The organism is Mycobacterium sp. 1482292.6, assembly GCF_001672995.1.
Classification (GTDB): domain Bacteria; phylum Actinomycetota; class Actinomycetes; order Mycobacteriales; family Mycobacteriaceae; genus Mycobacterium; species Mycobacterium europaeum_A.
This window is the reverse complement of sequence record NZ_LZKV01000205.1, coordinates 18,007-41,222: the sequence shown is the minus strand read 5'-3', so window position 1 is coordinate 41,222 and position 23,216 is coordinate 18,007. Positions and strand designations below refer to the sequence as shown.

The 23,216-nt window shown below is 69.3% G+C and carries 25 protein-coding genes and 2 pseudogenes; 8 read left to right on the top strand and 19 right to left on the bottom strand.

Going from position 1 to position 23,216, the window contains the following annotated elements; all coding sequences use genetic code 11:
* Positions 1-169: 169 nt before the first annotated feature.
* Entirely contained in the window at positions 170-889 is a 720-nt protein-coding gene (locus A5624_RS20600; RefSeq protein WP_066870238.1) for a response regulator transcription factor, read from the top strand.
* A gap of 45 nt (positions 890-934) precedes the next feature.
* On the opposite strand, the gene A5624_RS20595 is transcribed toward A5624_RS20600, so the two are convergent.
* Together A5624_RS20595 and A5624_RS20590 are read right to left on the bottom strand one after the other, a co-directional pair.
* The gene (locus tag A5624_RS20595) at positions 935-1,873 is read right to left on the bottom strand and encodes a lysophospholipid acyltransferase family protein (protein WP_066870234.1); all 939 of its coding nucleotides are present in this window, start codon (positions 1,871-1,873) and stop codon (positions 935-937) included.
* A 93-nt stretch (positions 1,874-1,966) separates the two neighbouring features.
* Positions 1,967-2,530, bottom strand: a complete 564-nt coding sequence (locus A5624_RS20590; protein ID WP_066870231.1) for an MPT63 family protein — start codon at positions 2,528-2,530, stop codon at positions 1,967-1,969.
* Positions 2,531-2,833: 303 nt separating this feature from the next.
* Here A5624_RS20590 and A5624_RS28715 point away from each other — a divergent pair, with 303 nt between their 5' ends.
* Positions 2,834-3,007: a hypothetical protein gene (locus A5624_RS28715; RefSeq protein WP_197519002.1), complete on the top strand. Its 174-nt coding sequence runs from the start codon at positions 2,834-2,836 to the stop codon at positions 3,005-3,007.
* A 90-nt stretch (positions 3,008-3,097) separates the two neighbouring features.
* Positions 3,098-3,937 carry an SDR family oxidoreductase gene (locus A5624_RS20585; RefSeq protein ID WP_066870228.1) on the top strand — a complete coding sequence of 280 codons (840 nt, stop codon included), beginning with the start codon at positions 3,098-3,100 and terminating at the stop codon, positions 3,935-3,937.
* Positions 3,938-3,990: 53 nt separating this feature from the next.
* Here the strand turns inward: A5624_RS20585 and A5624_RS20580 are convergent, their stop codons facing one another.
* Complete coding sequence (locus tag A5624_RS20580; protein ID WP_066870225.1) at positions 3,991-4,404, bottom strand: ChaB family protein; 414 nt, start codon at positions 4,402-4,404, stop codon at positions 3,991-3,993.
* Between the two features lie 123 nt (positions 4,405-4,527).
* On the opposite strand from A5624_RS20580, the gene A5624_RS20575 reads away from it, so the two are divergent.
* Entirely contained in the window at positions 4,528-4,947 is a 420-nt protein-coding gene (locus tag A5624_RS20575) for a MarR family winged helix-turn-helix transcriptional regulator (protein ID WP_066870222.1), read from the top strand.
* A gap of 87 nt (positions 4,948-5,034) precedes the next feature.
* On the opposite strand, the gene A5624_RS20570 is transcribed toward A5624_RS20575, so the two are convergent.
* The 3 genes from A5624_RS20570 to rpsB form a co-directional block, all read right to left on the bottom strand.
* On the bottom strand, positions 5,035-6,441 hold the full coding sequence (locus tag A5624_RS20570) for an amidase (protein ID WP_066870219.1): 1,407 nt from the start codon (positions 6,439-6,441) through the stop codon (positions 5,035-5,037).
* 78 nt (positions 6,442-6,519) lie between these two features.
* On the bottom strand, positions 6,520-7,347 hold the full coding sequence (gene tsf, locus A5624_RS20565) for a translation elongation factor Ts (protein ID WP_066870216.1): 828 nt from the start codon (positions 7,345-7,347) through the stop codon (positions 6,520-6,522).
* A 12-nt stretch (positions 7,348-7,359) separates the two neighbouring features.
* Positions 7,360-8,193, bottom strand: coding sequence for a 30S ribosomal protein S2 (rpsB, locus tag A5624_RS20560; RefSeq protein WP_066870213.1), 834 nt, complete (start codon positions 8,191-8,193; stop codon positions 7,360-7,362).
* Positions 8,194-8,495: 302 nt separating this feature from the next.
* Here rpsB and A5624_RS20555 point away from each other — a divergent pair.
* Positions 8,496-8,990 (top strand): annotated as a pseudogene (locus A5624_RS20555) (M23 family metallopeptidase); the annotation flags it as partial.
* A 15-nt stretch (positions 8,991-9,005) separates the two neighbouring features.
* Here A5624_RS20555 and A5624_RS20550 read toward each other — a convergent pair.
* The 4 genes from A5624_RS20550 to dprA are packed head-to-tail and all read right to left on the bottom strand — an operon-like array spanning position 9,006 to position 13,190.
* Positions 9,006-9,902: a tyrosine recombinase XerC gene (locus A5624_RS20550; RefSeq protein WP_066870207.1), complete on the bottom strand. Its 897-nt coding sequence runs from the start codon at positions 9,900-9,902 to the stop codon at positions 9,006-9,008.
* 32 nt (positions 9,903-9,934) lie between these two features.
* A complete protein-coding gene (locus tag A5624_RS20545; RefSeq protein WP_066870204.1) occupies positions 9,935-11,095 on the bottom strand; it encodes a lactate 2-monooxygenase in 1,161 nt (386 codons plus the stop codon).
* A gap of 24 nt (positions 11,096-11,119) precedes the next feature.
* Entirely contained in the window at positions 11,120-11,977 is an 858-nt protein-coding gene (locus tag A5624_RS20540; RefSeq protein ID WP_066870201.1) for a siderophore-interacting protein, read from the bottom strand.
* A 34-nt stretch (positions 11,978-12,011) separates the two neighbouring features.
* Complete coding sequence (gene dprA / locus A5624_RS20535) at positions 12,012-13,190, bottom strand: DNA-processing protein DprA (protein ID WP_066870198.1); 1,179 nt, start codon at positions 13,188-13,190, stop codon at positions 12,012-12,014.
* Positions 13,191-13,300: 110 nt separating this feature from the next.
* Between dprA and A5624_RS20530 the strand changes: the two genes are divergently transcribed.
* A complete protein-coding gene (locus A5624_RS20530) occupies positions 13,301-13,576 on the top strand; it encodes a DUF4190 domain-containing protein (protein WP_066870196.1) in 276 nt (91 codons plus the stop codon).
* A gap of 26 nt (positions 13,577-13,602) precedes the next feature.
* Here A5624_RS20530 and A5624_RS20525 read toward each other — a convergent pair whose 3' ends face one another.
* The 4 genes from A5624_RS20525 to A5624_RS20510 form a co-directional block, all read right to left on the bottom strand.
* Positions 13,603-15,114, bottom strand: a complete 1,512-nt coding sequence (locus tag A5624_RS20525) for a YifB family Mg chelatase-like AAA ATPase (RefSeq protein WP_066870193.1) — start codon at positions 15,112-15,114, stop codon at positions 13,603-13,605.
* On the bottom strand, positions 15,114-15,491 hold the full coding sequence (locus A5624_RS20520) for a YraN family protein (RefSeq protein ID WP_066870365.1): 378 nt from the start codon (positions 15,489-15,491) through the stop codon (positions 15,114-15,116). The genes A5624_RS20525 and A5624_RS20520 overlap by 1 nt, the downstream gene beginning before the upstream one ends.
* Before the next feature lie 224 nt (positions 15,492-15,715).
* Positions 15,716-16,537 carry a formate dehydrogenase accessory sulfurtransferase FdhD gene (gene fdhD, locus A5624_RS20515; protein ID WP_066870190.1) on the bottom strand — a complete coding sequence of 274 codons (822 nt, stop codon included), beginning with the start codon at positions 16,535-16,537 and terminating at the stop codon, positions 15,716-15,718.
* A 109-nt stretch (positions 16,538-16,646) separates the two neighbouring features.
* The gene (locus tag A5624_RS20510; RefSeq protein ID WP_066870187.1) at positions 16,647-17,627 is read right to left on the bottom strand and encodes an NAD-dependent epimerase/dehydratase family protein; all 981 of its coding nucleotides are present in this window, start codon (positions 17,625-17,627) and stop codon (positions 16,647-16,649) included.
* 259 nt (positions 17,628-17,886) lie between these two features.
* Here A5624_RS20510 and A5624_RS20505 point away from each other — a divergent pair, with 259 nt between their 5' ends.
* On the top strand, positions 17,887-18,651 hold the full coding sequence (locus A5624_RS20505; protein WP_066870184.1) for a GAF and ANTAR domain-containing protein: 765 nt from the start codon (positions 17,887-17,889) through the stop codon (positions 18,649-18,651).
* A 6-nt stretch (positions 18,652-18,657) separates the two neighbouring features.
* Here A5624_RS20505 and A5624_RS20500 read toward each other — a convergent pair whose 3' ends face one another.
* From A5624_RS20500 to rplS, 4 genes and pseudogenes are all read right to left on the bottom strand, one after another.
* Positions 18,658-18,963 (bottom strand): DUF2469 domain-containing protein, encoded by a 306-nt coding sequence (locus A5624_RS20500; protein ID WP_003875077.1) that lies wholly within the window; start codon positions 18,961-18,963, stop codon positions 18,658-18,660.
* A gap of 4 nt (positions 18,964-18,967) precedes the next feature.
* Positions 18,968-19,775, bottom strand: a pseudogene (locus A5624_RS20495) (ribonuclease HII).
* Positions 19,776-19,777: 2 nt separating this feature from the next.
* A complete protein-coding gene (gene lepB, locus A5624_RS20490; RefSeq protein ID WP_066870178.1) occupies positions 19,778-20,683 on the bottom strand; it encodes a signal peptidase I in 906 nt (301 codons plus the stop codon).
* A gap of 102 nt (positions 20,684-20,785) precedes the next feature.
* Positions 20,786-21,127 carry a 50S ribosomal protein L19 gene (gene rplS / locus A5624_RS20485; RefSeq protein ID WP_064877853.1) on the bottom strand — a complete coding sequence of 114 codons (342 nt, stop codon included), beginning with the start codon at positions 21,125-21,127 and terminating at the stop codon, positions 20,786-20,788.
* A gap of 343 nt (positions 21,128-21,470) precedes the next feature.
* Between rplS and A5624_RS20480 the strand changes: the two genes are divergently transcribed.
* On the top strand, positions 21,471-22,460 hold the full coding sequence (locus tag A5624_RS20480) for a hypothetical protein (RefSeq protein ID WP_066870176.1): 990 nt from the start codon (positions 21,471-21,473) through the stop codon (positions 22,458-22,460).
* Here A5624_RS20480 and trmD read toward each other — a convergent pair.
* Complete coding sequence (trmD, locus tag A5624_RS20475) at positions 22,457-23,209, bottom strand: tRNA (guanosine(37)-N1)-methyltransferase TrmD (protein ID WP_066870174.1); 753 nt, start codon at positions 23,207-23,209, stop codon at positions 22,457-22,459. The two genes, A5624_RS20480 and trmD, sit on opposite strands and share 4 nt — an antisense overlap.
* Between the last annotated feature and the right edge of the window lie 7 nt (positions 23,210-23,216).

The following is a 23,216-nucleotide window of genomic DNA, read 5'->3' as shown; positions in this document are numbered from 1 at the left end:
GTCGGGCCCATCGTCTTTCTTTCCGGCAGGTTCGGCCGGTGAAAGGCCTGAGGTTGCATAGCTTTGCATAGTTTTCGGCGGGACGGGTATCCAGGCGTAGCGCTGTAAGACATCTCCACAGAGGTGCCTACGGACCGGGGGGGAAGCCGGGACGTGACGAGGTTTGGAGATGCTGTTGGACGTGGTGGTGCTCACCGACGAGGACGATTTCGAATCGGCCCTGCCGGACTTGGCCGCGTTCGCCCAACCGATTCGCCGCATCGCCCTGACGGCCGAGACCGACGGGCATCTCGCCACCGCGGACGTCGCGATTATCGACGCGCGTAGCAACGTGGCGCTGGCCCAGGCGGTCAGCCATCGCCTCACGACCGACAGCCCCGCCACCGCGGTGGTCGCCCTGGTGGCGCCGGCGGACTGTGCGGCGGTCGACGTCGATTGCAATTTCGACGACGTGATGCTGCCCGGCACCTGTGCCGAGGAGTTGCAGGCGCGGCTCCGGCTGGCGATCGGGCGGCGGCGCAGCGTGATCGACGGCACGCTGAAGTTCGGCGACCTGGTCCTGCATCCGGCCAGTTTCACCGCGTCGCTGGACGGCCAGGATCTGTGTCTGACCCTCACCGAGTTCAAACTGCTGAATTTCCTTGTGCAGCATGCCGGTCAGGCGTTCACCCGGACCCGACTGATGCAGGAAGTGTGGGGTTATGACAGCACCGGCAAGGTGCGCACCGTCGACGTGCACATCCGGCGGTTGCGCACCAAGCTCGGCGCCCGGCACCAATTCCTGGTCGACACCGTGCGAGGTGTCGGCTACCGGGCGGCGACGCCGCCGCAACCCGAATGGATCGTCGCCGACGCCGGTCTCCACCTCAACGGAACGCGGGCAGGCTGACCCTAACGGCCGTAATTAGCTGCGCTGCAGCGCTTCCGTGCCTGGTCAGCCGAATAAGGGGAACGCGCGCTTGCGCGCCAGCGCATTCATCCCGTCCTGGATGGCGTGTTGCACCTCATGGTATTTGCGTTCGACGTATTGGTCGTCGTCAGCCTTCGCGGGATCGTTGTCGAGTTCGACCGCGGGCATGAAGCGGGTGCGGATCTTGGCCGGCAGGGGCAGCTGCGGCAGCGCCGCCGGCGCGATACCCCACGGCAACGAGACGGCCAACGGGAACACCTTGAGCCGCAGGATCTTATCCAGGCGCAGAGCTTTCGACAGCCGGTCCCCGCGGATCAGCACCGGCATCGCGTCGGCGCCGCCCACGGTGGCGATGGGCACGATCGGCACCCCGGCCCGGATCGCCATCTTGACGAAGCCGGTCCGCCCCGCCAGGTTGGCCTGATCGCGCTCGGTCCACGGGCGCAGCGAATCCACTTCCCCGCCGGGCCACAACGCCACGTCACGCCCCTCTGCCAGGGCGGTCGCGATCGCGTCGGGGGCGGCCGGCAAAACGCCCATGGACCGGAAGTAGCGCCCGAACAACGGAATCGCCATCAACGCATCGTGGGCGGTCCCGTGCAGGGTGCGCTCCTGTCCGAACCGCCGCCACCATTGCAGACCGACGGTCCACGCGTCCCACACGAACGGCGCCCCGGAATGAATCCCCACCAACAGCGCCGGTGGCGACTCGGGGATGTTCTCCCAGCCGTCGATCTCCATGCGAAACCAGTAGTCCACCAGCACATTCCACAGATACTTCTGGCGCTGCAGGGCGGTCTCGTCCTGACCGGACAGATCCCATCTCCCCGCGCGTTCGGCCACCCAACCGCTCACCCCGCCGGTTTGCTTGCTGCGTCGTTCTTCCATGGCCTCGCGGGCTTGCTCGGCGTTCCGCTTCGCCTGGGCACGCACCGGCGCCGGCCTGTGATCCGGGTTACTCATGAGTAGTCGCATACCCGATTCGAGCGCGCACGATTCCCCTCAATGCAAATCTCCCCGCGCCACGGCGGTGTGGCGCGGGGAGATTTACTCAGATCAGGCGTGTGCCGCGGGTGCGGGTGCAGGCGCCGGCGGCGCACCCGGTGCCGGGCTGTTCGGCGCACCCGGCGCCGCGCCACCCTCGACGTTGGACGTCCAGATCAGGATGTCCTGGTTGCCGTCGTTGTAGACGACGCCGTTCGGCGGCGCGCCGGTCACGTCGAAGTACAGCGTGCCGGTCGACTCGTTGCCCGGCGCGATCGGCGCCGGGTTGAGCCCGTTGGGCGCCCCCACCTTGTCGATCACGCGGTAGTTCTGGCCGTTGGGCCCGCGGGCGATGAAGTCGTTGACCATCGGGGTGACCAGCCCACCGTCCGACCTGGCGCTGATGTCGGCCTGGTACAGCGTGCCTTTCGGCGTGTACCCGGGAATCGTGACATTGCTGGGCTGCAGGTTGCTGACCGTGTAGTTGGTGATCAGCGGCCCGTCCACCAGTTGTTCGCTGGTGCCGAACCCCTGAATGTTGGGCGCGGCGGCCGCGGGCGTCGCTGCGAAGACGCTCGCCACCGCTATCCCCCCGGCAGCGGCAGCTGTCGCGACGGCAGTCTTGGTGACCTTCATTGTCCATTCCTTTCGTGTCGAACAATTGCCCCCCGGAAGGGCATGACGATATAAGCAGCAAATAGCCAACCGACTTCCGCTTTAAACACCGACGTTCGCCCCATTAGCCAAATTGCCCGGTTAGAGACGCAAAATTGTTGCTTTCGCGGGGAGCACCTTCAGCCTCAGTTGATAACAGCTGCACCATCATTCACATTCGGCACGGTGATTAGTCCGGGTGCTGAGGGGTAACCGGTGCGCTGAGGCCCGCGTCTGGCAAATGTCGGGGGCGCAAGCCGAGACAGCCGCAAAGGGGGCAGTTAGGTGCAACGCGGAAACTCCAAGCACGGCTCACGCGAGGCCGACGCGCTCAAGGAGGAACTGGAGGGCACGATTCGCGGCAATCGATCCAGTCGCAGCGAGGAATGGCGCGATCCGGAGCCGCCCGCCGACGACGACCCCGACGTTCCCACGGCGGGCCCGGCGCAGCGCGACTGATAAAGCGGTGCACCGTTAAAACCGGCAAGATGCTCGGCCTGCCCGAAACGTCAATCACACAACAAACTTCGAATCGGTAAAGGAAATGGCATGGGCTTCGTGGCGCAGCAACAATCCGTTCCTGGCGTACAGGCGCAGATGGACCCGATTCCCGACTGTGGTGAAAACAGTTACCAGGGCTCGGGAAAACTGCTGGGCAAAAAGGCGATCATCACCGGCGGCGATAGCGGCATCGGGCGCGCCGTCGCGATCGCCTTTGCGCGCGAGGGCGCTGACGTGTTGATCGCCTACCTCAACGAGGACGACGACGCGCGTGACGTCGCCCGTTACGTCACCAATGCCGGTCGCAACTGCGTGTTGGTGCCCGGCGACCTCTCCGATGCCGCGCACTGCCGCGCCGTGGTGGACCGCGCGGTGCAGGAGTTGGGCGGCGTGGACATCCTGGTCAACAACGCCGCCTTCCAGATGATGCACAAGAGTCTCGACGAGATCAGCGACGAGGAGTGGGAGTACACGTTCCGGCTCAACATCGGTGCGTACTTCTACCTCGCCAAGGCCGCTGTGCCGCACATGCGCCCGGGCTCGTCGATCATCGGCAGCTCGTCGGTGAATTCCGATAGTCCCAATCCGACCCTGGCGCCGTACGCGGCGACGAAGGCGGCGATCGCGAATTTCTCGGCCAGCTTGGCTCAACTCCTGGGCGACAAGGGGATTCGCGTCAACAGCGTGGCACCCGGACCGATCTGGACGCCCTTGATCCCGTCGACGATGCCGCCGGACAGCGTGGAATCCTTCGGGGACAACGTGCCCCTGGGGCGCGCGGGTCAGCCGGCCGAACTCGCCGCGATCTACGTGTTGTTGGCCTCCGACGACGCGAGCTACATCTCCGGGGCCCGGGTGGCCGTGACTGGCGGCCGGCCGATCCTCTAGCGAAAAGCGTTACACCGCGGCGCATCCCGCCCTAGCACGGTCCGCGCTGCCGCTCAGCGACCCCGGACCTTGCGGTTGTGCTTCTTGATCGCGTCCACCAACTCCGACTTGTTCATGCTGGACCGGCCGGCGATGTCGAGCCGACGGGCCAGGTCGAGCAGGTGTTTTTTGCTGGCGTTGGCGTCGACACCCTCGGCCGATTGACCGGTCGGACGCCGGCCACCGCTCTTGGCCCGCTCGTCGGACGGGCCCTTTTTGTCCTTGGGCTCCCAGTGATCGCCCACCTTCTCGAAACTGTGCTTGACGGCGGAGTAGGCCACCCGGTGGGCGCGCTCCTCGCTGCCGTACTCCTCGGCGGCCGCATCATGGGTTTTCGCGAACGTGCGCTGGGCCTTGGCGCTGGAACGTTGCAACGTGCTGGGCAATTCGCTCTTCTTGGCCGCGCCGCCCTTTGTCGTCTTCGGCATCGAACCTCCTCGGGTACCACAAGCGCTTTCGGGTAGCCAACCGGTTACCCCGTTGCGGCGCGGACAATCACGGTCTGCCCGATGTGCGCGTCGGTCCGGCATAAATATGTCAATATCGTTGACATGATTCAGGCCGACGATGCTCCGCTGGGTTACCTGCTCTACCGGGTGGGCGCGGTGCTGCGACCCGAGGTTGCCGCCGCGTTGGGCCCGCTGGGCCTGACCCTGCCCGAATTCGTTTGCCTGCGCATTCTTTCGATGTTCCCGGGAATGTCGAGCGCCGAGCTGTCTCGCCACACCAACGTCACCCCGCAGGCGATGAACACCGTGTTGCGCAAGCTGGAAGAAATCGGGGCGGTGGCGCGCCCGTCGTCGGTGTCCTCTGGGCGGGCGCTGCCGGCCAACCTGACCGGGCAGGGCCGCGCCCTGCTCAAGCGCGCCGAAGGAGCGGTCCGCGGTGCCGACGCCCGCATCCTGAGCAAGCTCACCGAAACCCAGCAGCGCGAATTCAAAAGGATGCTCGAGAAACTCGGCTCCGACTAGCACTAGCGGCGATCGCAAGCGCGGCGAAGCCGGGCGAAGCGGGTCGCCGCCATCAGGACCGGCGATCGCAAGCGCGGCGAAGCTCGATCACCCGGCGGCCTGGATGCGCGCCCATGGCCGCGCCTCTTCGAGCTCGTAGGCCAATTCGAGCAGCAGCGCTTCCTGACCCATATCGGCCGACAGCATCATGCCCACCGGCATGCCGTCGGCGGACTGGGCCAGCGGCAGCGAGATCGCGGGTTCCCCGGTGACGTTGTGCAGCGGGGTGAACGACACCCAGTCGATCAGCCGGCTGATCACCTGCCGGTAATCGGTCGGCGCCAGGAACCCGATGCGCGGCGTCTCGTCGGCGACGGTCGGCGTGAGCACCGCGTCGTAAGTGCGGGCGAATCGCGCGGTGCGCCGGCGCGCCCGGCGCAGCCGCATGATCGCCGCCGGTAGGCGGTGCAGGTTGCGGCTGGTGTGCCGGAGCAGACCCAGCGTCAGGCTGTCGAGCTTGCTGCGATCGAACGTCTCACCGAACATGTGTCGCCCGCCGCTCACCTGGCCCAGCGCCAGGAAACCCCAATACAACACGAAGTCGTCGACGAAACTGGCCGCGACCGGGGGCTGGTCGACGTGTTCGACCCGGTGGCCCAGCTCCTCGAGCAGGCCAGCGGACTTCAGCGTCAGCTCGCGCACCTGCGGGCTGCACTCGCGCTGTATCGAACGGGTGAGCACCGCGATCCGCAAGCGCTGCCGGCTGGGCCCGGTGACGTCGCCGATCGGTGCCAGCTTGGGGTTGCGCCAGATGCGTTCGGCCTCGCGGTAGAAGGCCGCGGTGTCGCGCACCGAACGGGACACCACCCCGTTGACGACGACGCCCACCGGCATCCGGCGCAGCGTCGCGTCCAGGGGCAACCGCCCGCGCGACGGTTTGAGCCCGACCAACCCGTTGCAGGCGGCCGGAATTCGGATCGAGCCGCCGCCGTCGTTGGCGTGCGCCATGGGCACCACGCCGGCGGCGACGAAGGCACCCGATCCCGACGACGACGCTCCGGCGGTGTAGTCGGTGTCCCACGGGTTGCGGACCGGGCCCAGGCGAGGGTGTTCAGCCGACGCGCTGAAGCCGAATTCCGACAGCTGCGTCTTGCCCACCGAGGTCAGCCCGGTGGCGAGATAGAGCTGAGTGAACACGCTGTCGGCGACGGCATTGCGGCGCGCCCACGCATCGGTGCCGTGCATCGAAGGCTGCCCGGCGACGTCGATGTTGTCCTTGATGAACGTCGGGACGCCGCCGAAGTAGCCCGCCACCGGGGCGGCCGCGCCGGCCCGCGCTTGGTCAAAAGCCGCGTACGCCAAGCCATTCAGCAGCGGGTCGACGGCCTCGGTGCGGGCGATCGCGGCCTCGATGACCTCGGCCCGGCCCACCCGGCCGGTCCGAAGGGCGTCGGCCAGGCCGACCGCGTCCAGATCGCCAAGGGCATCGTCGCCGAACGCGTGCACGTGTCGCATAGCACTGACGCTAACCCGCGCACCCTGCCGACCGGGAGGTTTCCCGGCTTGTCCGCGGCCGGGGCGGTCAGGCCTCGATCAGGCCTGACCCACCTCGAAGCGAACGAACCGCGTGACGGTGACACCGGCGTCCTCGAGCAGCGCCTTGACGGTCTTCTTGCTGTCGGACACCGACGGCTGCTCAAGCAGCACCGCGTCCTTGAAGAAGCCGTTCAGCCGGCCCTCGACGATCTTGGGCAGGGCCTGCTCCGGCTTGCCCTCCGCCTTGGCGGTCTCCTCGGCGATGCGGCGCTCGCTGGCCACCACGTCCTCGGGCACGTCCTCGCGCGAGAGGTAGCGGGCCTTGAGCGCGGCGATCTGCAGCGCGACGGCGTGCGCCGCCTCGGTGTCCGAGCCCTGGTATTCGACCAGCACGCCGACCGCGGGCGGCAAATCGGCCGCCCGCCGGTGCAGGTAGGTCTCGACGGTGCCGTCGAAGTTCGCGACGCGGCGCAGCTCCAGCTTCTCGCCGATCTTGGCCGAGAGCTCCGCGATGGCCTGCTCGACGGTCTTCGTGCCCGAGGCTTGGTCAATAGAAGAAGCCTTGAGCTCGTCGATGTCCTTGGCCTTCGACGACACGGCCGCCGCCACGATCTGGTCGGCCAGCGCCTGGAACTCCGCGTTCTTGGCGACGAAGTCGGTCTCGCTGTTCAGCTCGATCAGCGCGCCGCCCTGGGCCGCGACCAGACCTTCGGCCGTCGCACGCTCGGCACGCTTGCCGACGTCCTTGGCGCCCTTGATCCGCAGCGCCTCGACGGCCTTGTCGAAGTCGCCGTCGCTTTCGGCCAGCGCGTTCTTGCAGTCGAGCATGCCGGCACCGGTGAGTTCCCGAAGCCGCTTGACGTCGGCAGCGGTGAAGTTCGCCAATGTTCAGCCTTCCTAAGAGGGGTCAGTTGTTGATTCCGGGGTGCCCGCAGCGGCGTCGGTGGGGGCGGTGGTGGTAGCGGACGCCAGCAGCTCCTGCTCCCATTCGGCGAGCGGCTCTGCGGCTTCCGCCTCGGGCTTGCCGTCGCCACGGCCGACCCCGGCGCGGGCCTGCAGGCCCTCGGCGACGGCGGAGGCGATCACCTTGGTCAGCAACGCGGCCGAACGGATCGCGTCGTCGTTGCCCGGGATCGGGTAGTCGACCTCGTCGGGGTCGCAGTTGGTGTCCAGGATCGCGATGATCGGGATGTTCAGCTTGCGAGCCTCCGCAACCGCGAGGTGCTCCTTGTTGGTGTCGACGACCCAGATGGCCGACGGCACCTTGGCCATGTCGCGGATACCGCCGAGGCTGCGCTCGAGCTTGTTCTTCTCGCGGGTCAGCATCAAGATTTCCTTCTTGGTGCGGCCCTCGAAGCCACCGGTCTGCTCCATCGCCTCGAGCTCCTTGAGGCGCTGCAGCCGCTTGTGCACGGTGGAGAAGTTGGTCAGCATGCCGCCCAGCCAGCGCTGGTTGACGTAGGGCATGCCGACGCGGGTCGCCTCGGCGGCGACGGACTCCTGCGCCTGCTTCTTGGTGCCGACGAACAGGATGCTGCCACCATGCGCGACCGTCTCTTTGACGAACTCGTACGCCTGGTCGATGAAGGTCAGCGTCTGCTGCAGGTCGATGATGTAGATGCCGTTGCGGTCGGTGAAGATGAACCGCTTCATCTTGGGATTCCAGCGACGGGTCTGGTGCCCGAAGTGGGTGCCGCTGTCGAGCAGCTGCTTCATGGTTACGACGGCCATGGTTGTGCCTTACTTGTGTCGGTTGTCGCCTGGCATCGGGTGAGGCCGGGCCCTGGCGGCTGCTGCGATGCCGGACCCAGCCGGGAAAACCCGGTCGGGACCGCCCGGCATGCGATTGCGAACTCCTCGTGGAACCAGAGACGCGATGCAGACGCGCGAAGTCAGCCCGCGAACGAGCTGCGACCAGCAGTTTACACCGACTCAGCAGGTGCATTTACCACGCTTCCCCAACCGGGCCGCTCCTGCACAGACCCGGCGGGACTCGGCTGGACCGGCCGTTCGGGACCCGCTGAACTGCCTGGATGCGGTGGAGTGCGCTGCTGTTGTGTGCGGGCCTGGTCAGCGCGGTGCCGGCGGTTGCCGCTGCGGATCGCCTGCAGTGGCCGCTGCGCCCGCCGCCGGCCGTCGTCCGGGGATTCGACGCCCCGGCCCAGGACTGGCATCCCGGACACCGGGGCGTGGACCTGGCCGGGGCGGCGGGCCAGCCGGTGTACGCCGCGGGCACCGCGACGGTGGTGTTCGCCGGGTCGCTGGCCGGACGGCCCGTGGTGTCGCTGGCCCACCCGGGCGGGTTGCACACCAGTTACGAGCCGGTCCGGGCGAGTGTGCGGGTCGGTCAGCCGGTGACGGCCGCGACCGTGATCGGTGAGCTGCTCGCCGGGCACCCCGGGTGTCCGGCCTCTCGAGCGGGAGGGGCGTGCCTGCACTGGGGCGCGATGTGGGGGCCGGCCTCGGGCGCGCGCTATGTCGATCCGCTCGGCCTGCTGGAATCCACGCCGATCCGGCTCAAACCGCTGCAGCCGTGAGGCGGCTCAGGCCCGGGGGTGGGCCTGGTCGTGCACCGCGCGCAGCCGGGACACCGCGACGTGGGTGTAGAGCTGGGTGGTCGACAGGCTGGAGTGCCCGAGCAGCTCCTGGACCACCCGCAGGTCCGCCCCGCCCTCGAGCAGATGGGTGGCCGCGCTGTGCCGCAGGCCGTGCGGCCCGAGGTCCGGCGCGCCGTCCACCGCCGCGACCGTCTGGTGCACCACCGTGCGCGCCTGGCGGACGTCGAGGCGGCGGCCCCGCGCGCCCAGCAGCAGCGCCGGACCCGACTCCGCGTTGGCCAGGGCGGGACGCCCGTCGGCCAGCCACGCGTCGAGCGCCTCGGCGGCGGGACGCCCGAACGGCGCGCTGCGCTGCTTGTTGCCCTTGCCCAGCACGCGCACCAGGCGATGGTGGGTGTCGACGTCGTCGATGTCCAGGCCACACAGCTCGCTGACCCGGATCCCGGTGGCGTACAACATCTCGACGATCAGCCGGTCCCGCAGTGCCAGCGGATCACCCTGCTGCGCACCGGATTTGGCGGCGGCCATGGCGTCGGCGGCCTGATCCTGGCGCAGTACCGCGGGCAGGGTGCGGTGCGCCTTGGGGACCTGCAGCCGGGCGGCGGGATCGGCGCTGAGCAGGCCGCGGCGCAGCGCCCACGCGGTGAAGGTCTTGACGGCCGAGGTGCGCCGGGCCAGCGTCGTGCGGGCGACGCCGGCCGCGGCCGCGGCGGACAACCACGAGCGCAGCAGCGGCAGGCTGAGCCCGTCCAGACCCGCGCCGCGGTCGCCGATGAAGGCGAGCAGCGAGCGCAGGTCACCGAGGTAGGCGCGGCGGGTGTGCGCCGAGCGCCCGCACTGCAACTCCAGGTACTCGTCGAACTCGTCGAGGATCGCCTGCACTCCCCCACGGTCGCAGGGCGCAGGTGGGCGCTCTAGTCGACGCGCCGAAGCGTGTCCGGGGTGAGATCTTTGAGCGTGGGATAGCCGTCGACGGCCATGATGAGGTCGGCCTCGGCCAGGATCGAGCGCAGCACGTGCACGATGCCGTCGACTCCCCCGAGCGCCAGGCCATAGGCGTACGGCCGGCCGATGCCCACCGCCGTGGCGCCCAGCGCGAGCGCCTTGACGACGTCGGCGCCGCTGCGGATGCCCGAATCGAACAGCACCGGCAGCCCGTCGGCCGCTTCGACGACCCCCGGCAGGCACGCCAGCGCGGGCAGGCCCCCGTTGGCCTGGCGCCCGCCGTGGGTGGAGCAGTAGATGCCGTCGACGCCGCCGTCCCTGGCGCGCCGGGCGTCGTCGGGGTGACAGATGCCCTTGATGATCAGCGGCAGGTCGGTCAGCGACCGCAGCCACCCGAGGTCGTCCCACGTCAGCGGGTTCCCGAAGGTGGTCACCCACTGCAGGACGGTGCCTTGCGGGTCCTCTTCCGGCGGGCGCTGCAGGGCGGCGCGAAAGACCGGGTCGCTGGTGTAGTTGCTCAGGCAGAGCCCCCGCAGCTGGGGAAAGTTGGCCGTGGTGAGGTCGCGCGGGCGCCATCCCGGAATCCAGGTGTCCAGGGTGACGATGATGCCCTGGTAGCCGGCGGCCTCGGCCCGCTGCACGAGGCTGGCGGCCAGGTCGCGATCCTTCGGCGTGTACAGCTGGAAGAAGCCGGGGGTGTCACCGAACTGCGCGGCGACGTCCTCCATCGGGTCGGTGGTCAGGGTGGAGACCATCATCGGGACGCCGGTGGCCGCGGCCGCGCGTGCGGTGGCCAGGTCGCCGTGGCCGTCCTGGGCGCAGATGCCGATGACGCCGATCGGTGCCATGAACACCGGCGACGGCAGGGTCAGCCCGAACAGCTCCACCGACAGGTCACGCGCGGCGGCGCCGACGAACATTCGTGGTATCAGGCCCCAGCGATCGAAGGCTTCGCGATTGGCCCGCTGCGTGCGTTCGTCGCCGGCGCCGCCGGTGACGTAGCTCCACACCGACGGTGACATGGCCCGTTCGGCGCGGGCCTCCAGCTCCGCGAACGCCATCGGCAGCGCGGGCGCCACCCCGCCCAGTCCCTTGAAGTAGATCTCGTTCTGGTAATCGCCGAATGCCATGGAACTGACAATGCCAGGCGGCCGTCAGGCTGACGAGTTCGCCGACTCGGCCTGCGCCAGCTCTTTCTTCCACTGCCGGAACGTCTCTTCGGTGCGGCCGCGGCGCCAGTAGCCCGAGATCGACGATGCCCACTTGGCGTCCACGCCACGCTCTTTGCGGATGTAGGGCCGCAGATTGTGCATGACGGCCTGGGCCTCGCCGTGGATGAAGACGTGCACCTGTCCCGGCAGCCACGGGGCGCTCTTGACCGCCTCGATCAGCGGCGCGTGATCGCCGGCACGGTCCTCGGGCACCAGGTCGGCACGCCCACCGCGGTACACCCAGTGCACCTCGACGCCTTCGGGGGCGCTCAGAGCGATCTCGTCTTCTGGGCCCGCGACCTCGATGAACGCCTTGCCGACCGCGCCGGGGGGCAACGCCTCGAGGGCCGCGGCGATGGCCGGCAGGGCCGATTCGTCGCCGGCCAGCAGGTGCCAGTCGGCGGCCGGGTCCGGGGTGTATGCGCCGCCCGGGCCCATCAGGTAGATCGGCTGGCCGGGCTGGGCCGTCGACGCCCACTGCCCCGCCATGCCATGCTCGCCGTGCACCACGATGTCCAGCGTGATCTGGCGCTTGTCGACGTCGACGCGGCGCACGGTGAGGGTCCGCACCGACGGCTTTTTCTCCGGTGGCAGGTCGGCGAAGCTGTCGAGGGTCAGCGGCTCGGGCAACCCGGCCACGTCGACGTCGTCGGCGACGAACACCAGCTTGACGTAGGAGTCGGTGAACTTGCTCGGCACGAAGGCGTCAAAATCCTTGCTCCCGAGCACTATCCGCACCATGTGCGGTGTGAGTTGTTCGGTACCGACGACTTCGAAGCATTGCAGTGGTCGACCTGCCACTTGTCCTCCTGTTCAAACCCCGACCCCCGCTCGACTATACGAGTCGCGCGGTCGCTGCAGCTTGGCCTGCGGACGCCCGGACGATTCGCCACCTCCCCTCCTGCCGCTGCACCAGCCCGGCCAGCTCGAGCATCGCCAGCGGTCCCAGCGCCAGCTCAGGCACCATGCCCGAGGCGACCGCGATCTCGTCGACGGTGACGGCGCCGCGGCCCGGCAGCGCCTCGTAGACCCGGCGTTCGGCGTCGCTGAGGCCGTCGAGCGGCGTCGCGGGGTGCGAATCCTGCGCCGCCAGTTCGCCGATATGGCCGATGAGCTCGATGACGTGGTCGGCCCGGGTCACCAGCTCGGCGCCGTTGCGCAACAGCGCATGGCAGCCCGCCGACGCCGAGGACGTCACGGGTCCGGGCACCGCGGCCACCACCCGCCCCAGCGCCCGCGCCCAGGCCGCGGTGTTGGCCGCGCCGCTGCGCAGACCGGCTTCCACCACCACGGCGGCCCCGGCCACGGCGGCCACCAGCCGATTGCGGGTCAGGAATCGGTGGCGGGCGGGGCGGATACCTGGCGCGTATTCGCTGAACAGCAGCCCGTGCTGGGCGATCCGGTGCAGCAGCGCGGTGTGACCGCTCGGGTAGGGGACGTCGAGCCCGCCGGCCAGGACCGCGACGGTGATGCCGTCGCAGTCCAGCGCGGCGCGGTGCGCCGCGCCGTCGATGCCGTACGCGCCTCCCGAGACGATCGCGACGTCGCGCTGCGCCAACCCGGCCGCCAGTTCGCCGGCGACGTGCTCGCCGTACGCGGTGGACGCGCGCGTCCCGACCACGGCGGCCGCCCGGTGCGCGACCTCATCGAGCCGGACGGGTCCCAGCGCCCACAACACCATCGGCGGCACCGTCGGCGCACCGCCACCCGGGCGCGGTGCGGCACCGTGGAACGCGGCGAACGCCAGCAGCGGCCATTCGTCGTCGTTAGGGGTGATCAACCGGCCGCCGCGCCGGGCGAGTAGCTCGAGATCGGCTGCACTGCAGTCGATTTCTCGCCTGGCCTCGGTGCGACGAGCCAGGTCGTCGTCGACCAGGCCACGGCGGACCCGTTCGGCCGCCTCGACCGGGCCGACGCCCCGCACCAGCGCGGCGAGTTCGGCGCAGGGTGGCTCGGCCACCCGGGACAGATACGCCCAGGCGCGCAGCGCGGGGTCGTCGAGCGCCGTCGTCATCGCCGCGCCCCCCGGGCCGAGAACGCGCCAAGAATCCTTTGAGCCCCGCGCGCGAGTGTGGTGTCATCAGCCGCCCGCCGCACGCCGGCCCGCAACGAACGGAACGACCCATGATCCTCGACCTGCCGATGGTGTACAGCGTGTCCGAGCGCCCAAAGAACCCCTGGGCCGTCGCGGCGTTCGTGCTCAGCCTGGTCAGCTGGATCGGTTTTCCCGTTCCCTTGATCAGCATCGGCCTGGCCTGCCTCGGGCTGCGCGAGATGGAACACCGGGGCGAAAGTGGCCGTGCCATGGCCCAATTCGCCCGTGCGTTCGCGATTCTGGTGAGTGTCGCGATAGCGGTGCGGGGTGGGCACACCGATTGGCTGAGCATGGCGCGCTGGTAGCGCGCCCGGGCGCTGCCTCGCCGCGCTCATAGCTGCGCCCCGGGTTGACGGAAGCTCAGTGCGGCGGCGACCTCGTCGGTCCCGGGCGACGTGCGGCCCGCCAGGTCGGCCAGGCTCCACGCGACCCGCAACGTGCGGTCGAGGCCACGGATGCTGAGTAGCCCGCGGTCCAGCGCGCGTTGCAGCGGCTCCATGGCCGCGTGGCTGGGACGGAACTTCCGGCGCAGCAGCGTCCCGCTGACTTCACCGTTGGTGCGAAACCCGTGCGGTAGCCAGCGCTGCGCGGCGGCCGCGCGGGCCTGCGCGACCCGGCGGCGAACCTGCGCGGTCGATTCGGCGTCCCCACCCGCGAACGCCCCGGCCTTCACCTGATGCATCTGCACGCGCAGGTCCACCCGATCCAACAGCGGTCCCGAGAGCTTGCCCAGGTAGCGGCGCTTGGCCGCCGCCGCGCAGATGCAGTCCTGCGGGTCAGCCGGCGCGCACGGGCACAGGTTGGCGGCCAGCACCAGCTGGAACCGGGCGGGATAACACGCCACGCCGTCGCGGCGGGCCAGGCGAATCTCGCCGTCCTCCAACGGTGTTCGCAGGGCCTCCAGCGCGCTGACCCGAATCTCGGCGCACTCGTCGAGGAACAGCACCCCGCGATGTGCGCGGCTGACCGCGCCCGGGCGCGCCATCCCGGACCCACCGCCGACCAGCGCGGCGACGCTGGAACTGTGATGGGGCGCCACGAACGGTGGCCTGGTGATCAACGGGGTGTCGCCCGACAACAGCCCGGCCACCGAGTGAATCGCGGTCACTTCCAGGGACTCGTCGTCCGTCAGCGGCGGCAGCAGCCCCGGAAGGCGTTGCGCGAGCATCGTTTTGCCGACGCCGGGCGGGCCGGTGAGCATCAGGTGGTGCGCCCCGGCGGCGGCCACCTCTACCGCGAACCGCGCCTGGGTCTGCCCGACCACGTCGACCAGGTCCGCGGCGGGCTCGCCGTCCGTGGGTTTGACGTCGATCCGGCCGTCGAGGGCGCCGGTGCCGCTGAGCCACTTGTGTAGCTGCTTCAGGGTCCGCGCGCCCCACACGTCGATGCCGTCGACCAGGCTGGCCTCGGCGAGGTTGTCCACGGGAACCACCACGGCCGGCCAGCCGTCGCGCTTGGCGGCCAGCACCGCGGGCAGCACGCCGCGCACCGGCCGGACCCGGCCGTCCAGGGACAGCTCGCCGAGCAGCACCGTCTTCTCCAGCCGATCCCAGGGGTTTTTGCGCTGCGCCGAGAGCACCGCGGCAGCCAGGGCGATGTCGTAGACCGACCCCATCTTGGGCAGGGTCGCCGGCGACAGCGCCAGGGTGAGCCGCGCCTGGGGCCAGGAGTTGCCACAGTTGGTGACGGCGGCCCGGACGCGGTCGCGAGACTCCTGCAGGGCGGCGTCGGGCAGGCCCACCAGGTGCACGCCCGGCAGCCCGGAGGTGATGTCGGCTTCGATCTCCACGGTCTGCCCGTCCACGCCGTGCACCGCGACGGAGAACGCGCGTCCCAACGCCATCAGCCGATCCCTTGCAGGTGGGTGATCTCGGGGGTGCGGCGGCGCCCGACCCGCACCCCGATCACGTCGATGCGGATCGCGGCCCAGCGCTGGTGCTGGCCGGCCAGCCACAGCCCGGCCAGCCTGCGCAACCGCCGCACCTTGCGCGGGGTGACGGCGTGCGCCAGCCCGCCATAACCGTCGCCGGTGCGGGTCTTCACCTCGACGAACACCACCGTCGAGGTGGCGTCGTCGCGGGCGATGATGTCGAGTTCGCCGTAGCGGCAGCGCCAATTGCGCTGCAGGATGCGCAATCCCATCCGGGTCAGGTGATCCACGGCGAGCGCCTCACCCATCGCCCCCAGCTGGATCCGGGTCATGGTCGTTTCGGTTGTCATGCGGGCCACGGTGCCCGGTGACCCCGACGGGACGGGCCGTCGACGCCACCCGAGGCCGCCCGCGGCCCCCGGTTATCCCCAGTGCGGCGTCCATCCACAGCCGGCGCAGAAACGCTAGCGGCGATCGCAAGCGCGGCGTAGCCGGGCGCCGCGGGTCGCCGCCATCGACCTAGCGGCGATCGCAAGCGCGGCGTCGCCGGGCGCCGCGGGTCGCCGCCATCGATCTAGGTGATCCGATCCGCCCTGGTGTAGATGTTCATCGAGTCCTCCCGCAGGAACGCCACCAGCGTGATGCCGGACTCCTCGGCCAGCGAGACCGCCAGCGACGACGGCGCGGACACGGCCGCCAGCACCGGAATCCCGGCCATCACGGCCTTCTGCGTCAACTCGAACGACGCCCGCCCGCTGACCAGCAACACGGTGGACTGCAGCGGCAATCGCCGGTGCTCGGTCGCCCAGCCGACCACCTTGTCGACCGCGTTGTGCCTGCCGACGTCCTCGCGCACCACCAGCATCGCGCCGTCCGCGCCGAACAACGCCGCAGCGTGCAGGCCCCCGGTGCTGTCGAAAACCTTTTGCGCGGAACGCAATTGACCGGGCATCGCCTCGAGGGTGGCTGCGGCCACGGTCGCGCGATCGGTGCCGGGCGAGAACCGGCTGAGCAGCCGCACCGCGTCGAGTGAGGCCTTGCCGCACACGCCGCACGACGAGGTGGTGTAGAAGTTGCGGGTGACGTCGAGAACGGGCTTCGGTACGCCGGGGATCAGGGTCACGTCCAGCACGTTGTACGTGTTCGCGCCGTCGTCGTCGCGCCCGGCGCAGTAGCGGATGCTGTGCACGTCGTCGCGGCCCGCGATGACGCCCTCGGTGAGCAGAAAGCCTTGGGCGAGTTCGAAATCCGATCCCGGGGTGCGCATCGTCACGGTGACCGCCGCGCCGTCGACCCGAATCTCCAACGGCTCCTCGACGACCAGGGTTTCCGGTCGGGTGATCGCTTCACCGGCGGACAGATGCGTCACCCGCCGGCGCGACGTGACGTGACCCACTAGGCGATTTCACCGCCGGCGGCGACGTCGCGAGACGCGGCGAAACGCTCAAGTCCCATCGGATCAAACTACCTTGGCCGGCGGGCGGGCGCCGAGCAGAACAACGCTCTCACACCCCCGAGGCCAGCGCTTCCAGCGTCTCGGCCGACGAGTGCAGCGGGCGCCAGCCCAGCTGGGTCTTGGCCTTGGTGGTGTCCATGACCATCGACGTCCGCGCGGTGTGCAGCCATTCCAGCATGGACGGCACCCGCGGCACCCGTGAGATCGCCGCCGAGGCCGCCGTGGCGGCGACGGCGGGAACCCGCACCGGCCGGCCACCCAGCGCCCTGGCCACATCGGCCACGGTCACGACCCCGTCACCGGCGATGTTGTACACCCCCGGCGGCGCCGGGGCGGTGGCCGCCAGGGCGATCGCCGTCGCGACGTCATCGTGGTGGACCAGCTGCAGGGGGTAACCCGGATCGGGCACCACGGGCTTGAGCACCGGGACGGCCTTGACCACCGCACGCACCGGGCCGGGCAGCTGGTTCCACGGCATGGCGTCGGCCAGCGCGGTGGCCTTCGGGCCCGCGACGATGCACGGCCGCAGAACGAACACCTCGAGCGGCGAATCCTTGGTGATGTCGGCCAGCAGCGCCTCGCAGGCCGCCTTCTGCTCGGAGTAGTAGTGCTCGGCGGACCCGCGGGGGGCGACGTCCTCGGTCAGCGGGACGGGATTGTCGGAGTGGTAGCCGTACGCCGCCACCGACGAGGTGTACACCAGGCGGCGCGGCCGCTCGGCGGCCACCGTCGCCTCGAACAGATTGCGGGTGCCCTGCAGGTTCACCCGGGCGCTCTCGTCGCGCGACCCCATGATGATGAAGGCCAGGTGGATCACCACGTCGGCCCGCGCGACCAGGGCGTCGACGGCCTCACGGTCCAGGATGTCGCCCTGCTGGTAGGTGGTTTTCAGCCAGCCGCGCGACGACGGGTCGAACGGCCGGCGGGCCATCCCGATGATCGCGTCGACGGCGGGCTCGCGTTCCAGCGCCGTCACCGCGGAGATACCGATCTCCCCGGTTGGTCCGGTCACCGCGACGGTCACTCCCATTCAGAACGTCCTTCCCTCCTGCGGCCAGCCGAAACCTCGCGCACGTGGTAGAACCATCTTTCCAATGTCTCGCGATTCGTGAGTGTTTGGACGTGCCTTCCGCGCATCGTCAGCGGGTTTGGCGGTCAACGGTGACCAGCAAGATCCCCGAGATCGGCGCATCAGGACGAAACGGCGTGTAAGGCTGGTACCGGCGGCGGATAATCTACGGCGATCGAACGCGGATAACACCGCCGACACCGCAGGAACGAGGCATGACATGGCGGACCAATCGATGACTGGCGCGGACGAGCCCGCGACGGGCGGAGAGAAGGCCGACCCGGCGACGGTTTTCGCCGCCCTCGCAGAAATCATTTATCAGGGCTCCGACGCCAATCAGATGTATGCGGCCATCTGCATCGCCGCCACTCTGACGGTCCGTGGCTGCGACCACGCCAGCCTATTGGTGCGCGAGAACGACAAATACATCACCGTGGGTGCCAGCGACCGGCTCGCCAAACAGATCGACGACATCGAAAGGCGGGCCGGCGACGGCCCCTGCATCGATGCCATCGAAGAGGAGACGCCGCAGATCGACACCGACCTGACGACCCCGTCGCTGTGGCCGCGACTGGCGAAAATCCTGGTCGCGGAGACCCCGGTGCGCGGCGCGATGGGGTTCCGCCTCCTGATCGACAAACGCAAGGGGGCGGCGCTGAACCTGTTCAGCGACACCCCGAACATGTTCGACTCCGAGTCCGCCGGGCGGGCCGCGGTGCTGGCCGCGTTCGCCAGTGTCGCCATTAACGCGGTCGCCAAGGGCGAGGACTCCGCCAGCCTGCGCCGCGGGCTGCTCAGCAACCGCGAGATCGGCAAGGCCGTCGGCATGTTGATGATGCTGCACGACATGGACGAGGACGAGGCGTTCGATCTGCTGCGGCGCCACTCCCAGGCGCTCAACATCAAGCTGGCCGACGTCGCGCGTGAGGTCATCGAGCAGCGGGGCCAGCTGCCCACCCCCGGCGAGCTTCCGACCAATATCTGACGGCGGCTATTCGGGAAGCCGCAACTCGGGTTTTTCGACCTCTTCGATGTTGACGTCTTTGAAGGTGACCACCCGAACCTGCTTGACGAACCGCGCCGGCCGGTACATGTCCCACACCCAGGCGTCGGACAGGCGCAGCTCGAAGTAGACCTCGCCGTCGGCGTTGCGCGGCGTCATCTCCACGCTGTTGGCCAGGTAGAAGCGCCGTTCGGTCTCCACGACGTAGCTGAACTGGCCGACGATGTCCTTGTATTCGCGGTACAGCGAGAGCTCCATCTCGGTTTCATACTTTTCGAGATCTTCTGCACTCATCTGCTCAGACGTCCTTCTCCGAAGACAGTTTTCCCGGACCTCCCGGCGCTAGCCGCCGTTCGCCGGGGTGGGAATCCTGTTCCCATCTTTCCTCACCGAGATCCGTCGCGCTGCAGGGGTGGGTCCGGTTTGCACTCGGCCACCACCCGGCCGCCCGCGCCGTTGGCCACGCGCCGCACGTTGATGAACGAATAACGATGCTCGGGGCACGGGCCCAGCCGCGCCAGCGCCGTGCTGTGCGCCGGCGTGCTGTAGCCCTTGTGCAGGGCGAAGCCGTAACCGGGATGGTCGGCCTCCATGGCGATCATCAACCGGTCCCGGCTGACCTTGGCCAGCACGCTGGCCGCCGCGATACACGCCGCGACCGCGTCGCCGCCGATGACCGGCAGCGACGGCACGGCCAGCCCGGGCACCCGGAAGCCGTCGCTCAGCACGTAGCCGGGCCGCACCGACAGGCCGGCGACGGCACGCCGCATGCCCTCGATGTTGGCGACGTGCACACCGCGCCGGTCCACCTCGGCCGGCGGGATGAACACCACGTGGTAGGCCAGCGCATAGCGGCGAATCAGCGGGAACAGCTTTTCCCGGGCGGCCTCGGTGAGCTTCTTCGAATCGTCAAGGGCGGCAAGGCTTTCCATTCGCCCCGGCCCGAGCACGCAGGCCGCCACCACCAGCGGTCCGGCGCAGGCGCCGCGACCGACCTCGTCGACGCCGGCCACCGGGCCCAACCCGCTGCGGTACAGCGCCGATTCCAGGGTGCGTAACCCCGACGACTTACGGATCACCGTCCGCGGCGGCCACGTCGTTGCCATGGTTACTTACTCTGCTGCGGGTTCACCGATCCCACGCCACCCCACCGGGACGGCGGCCACACGATGAACCTGGCTTTCCCGATAACGTTGGACACCGGCACGGTTCCCGAGGTGGGGTCGCCGGTGCACAACACCCCCTTGAGGGCTTCGGCCGGCACGCTGGTGCAGTGGGCGCGCGAGTCCGCCGAGTGCGTCCGGTTGTCGCCCATCACCCACAGCCGTCCCGCCGGGACGGCGACCGGCCCGAACTCGCTGCCCAGGCACGGGTAGACCGACGGGTCGGCCGCCATGGTGTTGCGGTCCAAGTAAGGCTCCTTGAGCGGCTTGCCGTCGACCGTCAGCCCGGTGTCGGCCCGGCATTGCACCGTCTGCCCGCCGACCGCGATGACGCGCTTGACCAGGTCGTTTTCGTCCGGCGGCACGAAACCGACGAAGGACAGGGCGTTCTGCACCCAGCGCAGCACGGTGTTGTTGGACCGGATCGACTTGTAGCCGAGGTTCCACGGCGGCGGGCCCTTGAAGACGATCACGTCGCCGGGGCGCGGCGCGCTGAAGCGGTAGCTGACCTTGTCGACCATGATCCGGTCGCCGACGCAGCCCGTGCACCCGTGCAGCGTGGGCTCCATGGATTCCGACGGGATCAGGTAGGGCCGCGCCACGAAGGTCAACATGACGTAGTAGAGGACCACGGCGATCACCGCCAGGATCGCGAATTCGCGCAACGTCGAACGCTTGGGGTCCGCCGGATCGGCCGCCTCGGGTGTTTCCGTCACCGGCGCCGGTTCGGGGATCGACTCGGCGGTTGTCGCGGCGTCGTCCGGCCGCATCTGAAGGTTGCGGGTGGAGACCTTCGGATCTGACTCGCCGGCGTGGGGCTCGGGCTTCGATGAATCCGCGGTATCGGTCACGAGATCAGCGTAGCCAGCACACGTTGTGGCCCGGTAAACCGGCAAGCGATCCGCACCGGAGGGCCGAAGGACGAATCATCAGCGCCGCCAAGGCGTCCCGGCTCAGCGCTTCTCCTTGATCTTGGCCTTCTTGCCGCGCAGTTCACGCAGGTAGTACAGCTTCGCGCGGCGGACGTCACCGCGGGTCACCACCTGGATGTGGTCGATGTTGGGTGAGTGCACCGGGAAGGTGCGCTCGACGCCGACGCCATAGCTCTCCTTGCGGACGGTGAAGGTCTCACGGATGCCACCGCCCTGGCGGCGGATCACCACGCCCTTGAACACCTGGATGCGCTCCTTGGCGCCCTCGATGACCTTCACGTGCACGTTGATGGTGTCGCCCGGGCCGAAAACCGGGATATCGTCGCGCAGCGACGCCTGATCGACGAAGTCCAGCCGGTTCATGCGAGACACTTCCTTGCGGTCGCGGCCGGCGGCAGCTACCCACACGCAGGTGTGGGGCGGTCGCCAAGCCGATGGTTTCGGGCTTTCTGGCGTATCTCGCAGCAGGCGGGAAACGGCTCAACCGGCCTGCAACCGCTGGAGACAACTGGTCAATTGTGCCAGACGGGGCGCGTGCCGCGAAAATCACAGCAAGTCGGCGGTTCGTGACGCGCCAAACGCGCTGGTAAATGGTACATATGACTGGGGTCAGAACGCGCTACCCGCACGCAAGCGTGATGGCCGGTGCAGGTGGCGCGACGGGTCCCGCCCTTGCACTGTGTCGCAGTCACGCCGGAGGAGACGAATGCGGGTACGTCCGCTGACGCTGGTCACCGCCACCGCGGCGGTGACGTTGGTGGTTGCCGCCGGCTCCGAGGCGCTCGTCCAGGCGAAGGTGTACACCCTGCCGGTCACCGCGCCCGTTCGGGTCATCTCCGCGCCCCCCACCTCAGCTCCCCCATCGGGTCCCCCGCAGTCCGCCACCGTGCGGCTGGAGGCGGCCGCCCCGTCCCAGCCGCCGCAGGCGCTGGCGAACCCCGGATTCTCCCAGCTGCAGGCCCGCATCCAGCAGGCCGCCGACGAGGCCGCCGGCAGCGGCGCCGCCCTGTCGGTGGCCATCCTCGACCGCACCACCCACCAGCTGATCGCCAACGGCAACAGCCAGATCATCGGCACCGCGTCGGTGGCGAAGCTGTTCATCGCCGACGATCTGCTGCTGCACGAATCCGAGGGCAAGACGCCGCTGAGCGCCGACGACCGCCAGGCGCTCGACATCATGCTGCAGTCCTCCGACGACGGCGCGGCCGAGAGGTTCTGGGGTCAGGGCGGCGGGGCCGCCATCATCACCGAGGTGGCCGCCCGCTACGGCCTGGCCTCCACCACCCCGCCCAGCGACGGGCGCTGGTGGAACACCATGAGCTCGGTGACGGATCTGATCCGCTACTACGAGATGCTGCTGGACGGCTCGGGCGGGCTGCCGGCCGACGACGCCAAAATCATCGTCAACGACCTGGCCCAGTCCACCCCCACCGGGCTGGACGGCTACCCGCAGCGATTCGGCATCCCGGACGGCCTGTACGCCGAGCCGGTTGCGGTCAAGCAGGGCTGGATGTGCTGCATCGGCAGCGACTGGATGCATTTGTCGACCGGCGTGATCGGGGCCGACCGCCGCTACATCATGGTGGTCCAGTCCCTGCAGCCCGCCGACGACGCCACCGCCCGCGACACCATCACCCGGGCGGTCAAGACGATATTCCCCGAGGGCCGCATCGAGGCGCCCCGGCACGGGCTTTAACGAGCCGAGTCGCCGTCGGGCTCTGACAATTCGGGCTCCGACAATTCGGGCGCTGACAATTCGGGCTCTAGCAGTTCCGGCCGGCGTTCGCGGGTGCGTTGCAGCGAGATCTCGCGGCGCCAGGCGGCGACCCGCGCGTGGTCACCCGACAGCAGCACCTCGGGGACGTCCAGCCCGCGCCAGCTCGGTGGCCGCGTGTAGCTGGGTCCCTCCAGACGCCGGTCCAGTGCCGGCGAGTGCGAATCCTCGCGGTGCGACGCGGGATTGCCAAGGACCCCGTCGAGCAGGCGCAGCACGGCCTCGATCATCACCACGGCCGCCGACTCGCCGCCGGGCAGCACGTAGTCGCCGATCGAGACCTCTTCGACCCGCATGCGCCGCGCGGCGTCGTCGATGACCCGCTGGTCGATGCCCTCGTAGCGTCCGCAGGCGAACACCAGGTGGGTCTCGGCGCTGAAGCGCGCGGCCGTCGCCTGCGTAAACAGGCGGCCGGCCGGGGTGGGAACAACCAAAAGTGTTTCCTCCGAGGCGATTTCGTCGAGCGCCTCGCCCCACACCGGCGCCTTCATCACCATGCCCGGGCCGCCGCCGTAGGGCGCGTCGTCGACCGAGCGGTGCACGTCATACGTCCAGCGCCGCAGGTCATGAACCCGCAGATCGACCAGGCCGGACCGGATCGCCTTGCCCGGCAACGATTGCCGCAGCGGATCCAGATAGGCCGGAAAGATCGTGACGACGTCGATTCTCATATCGAGG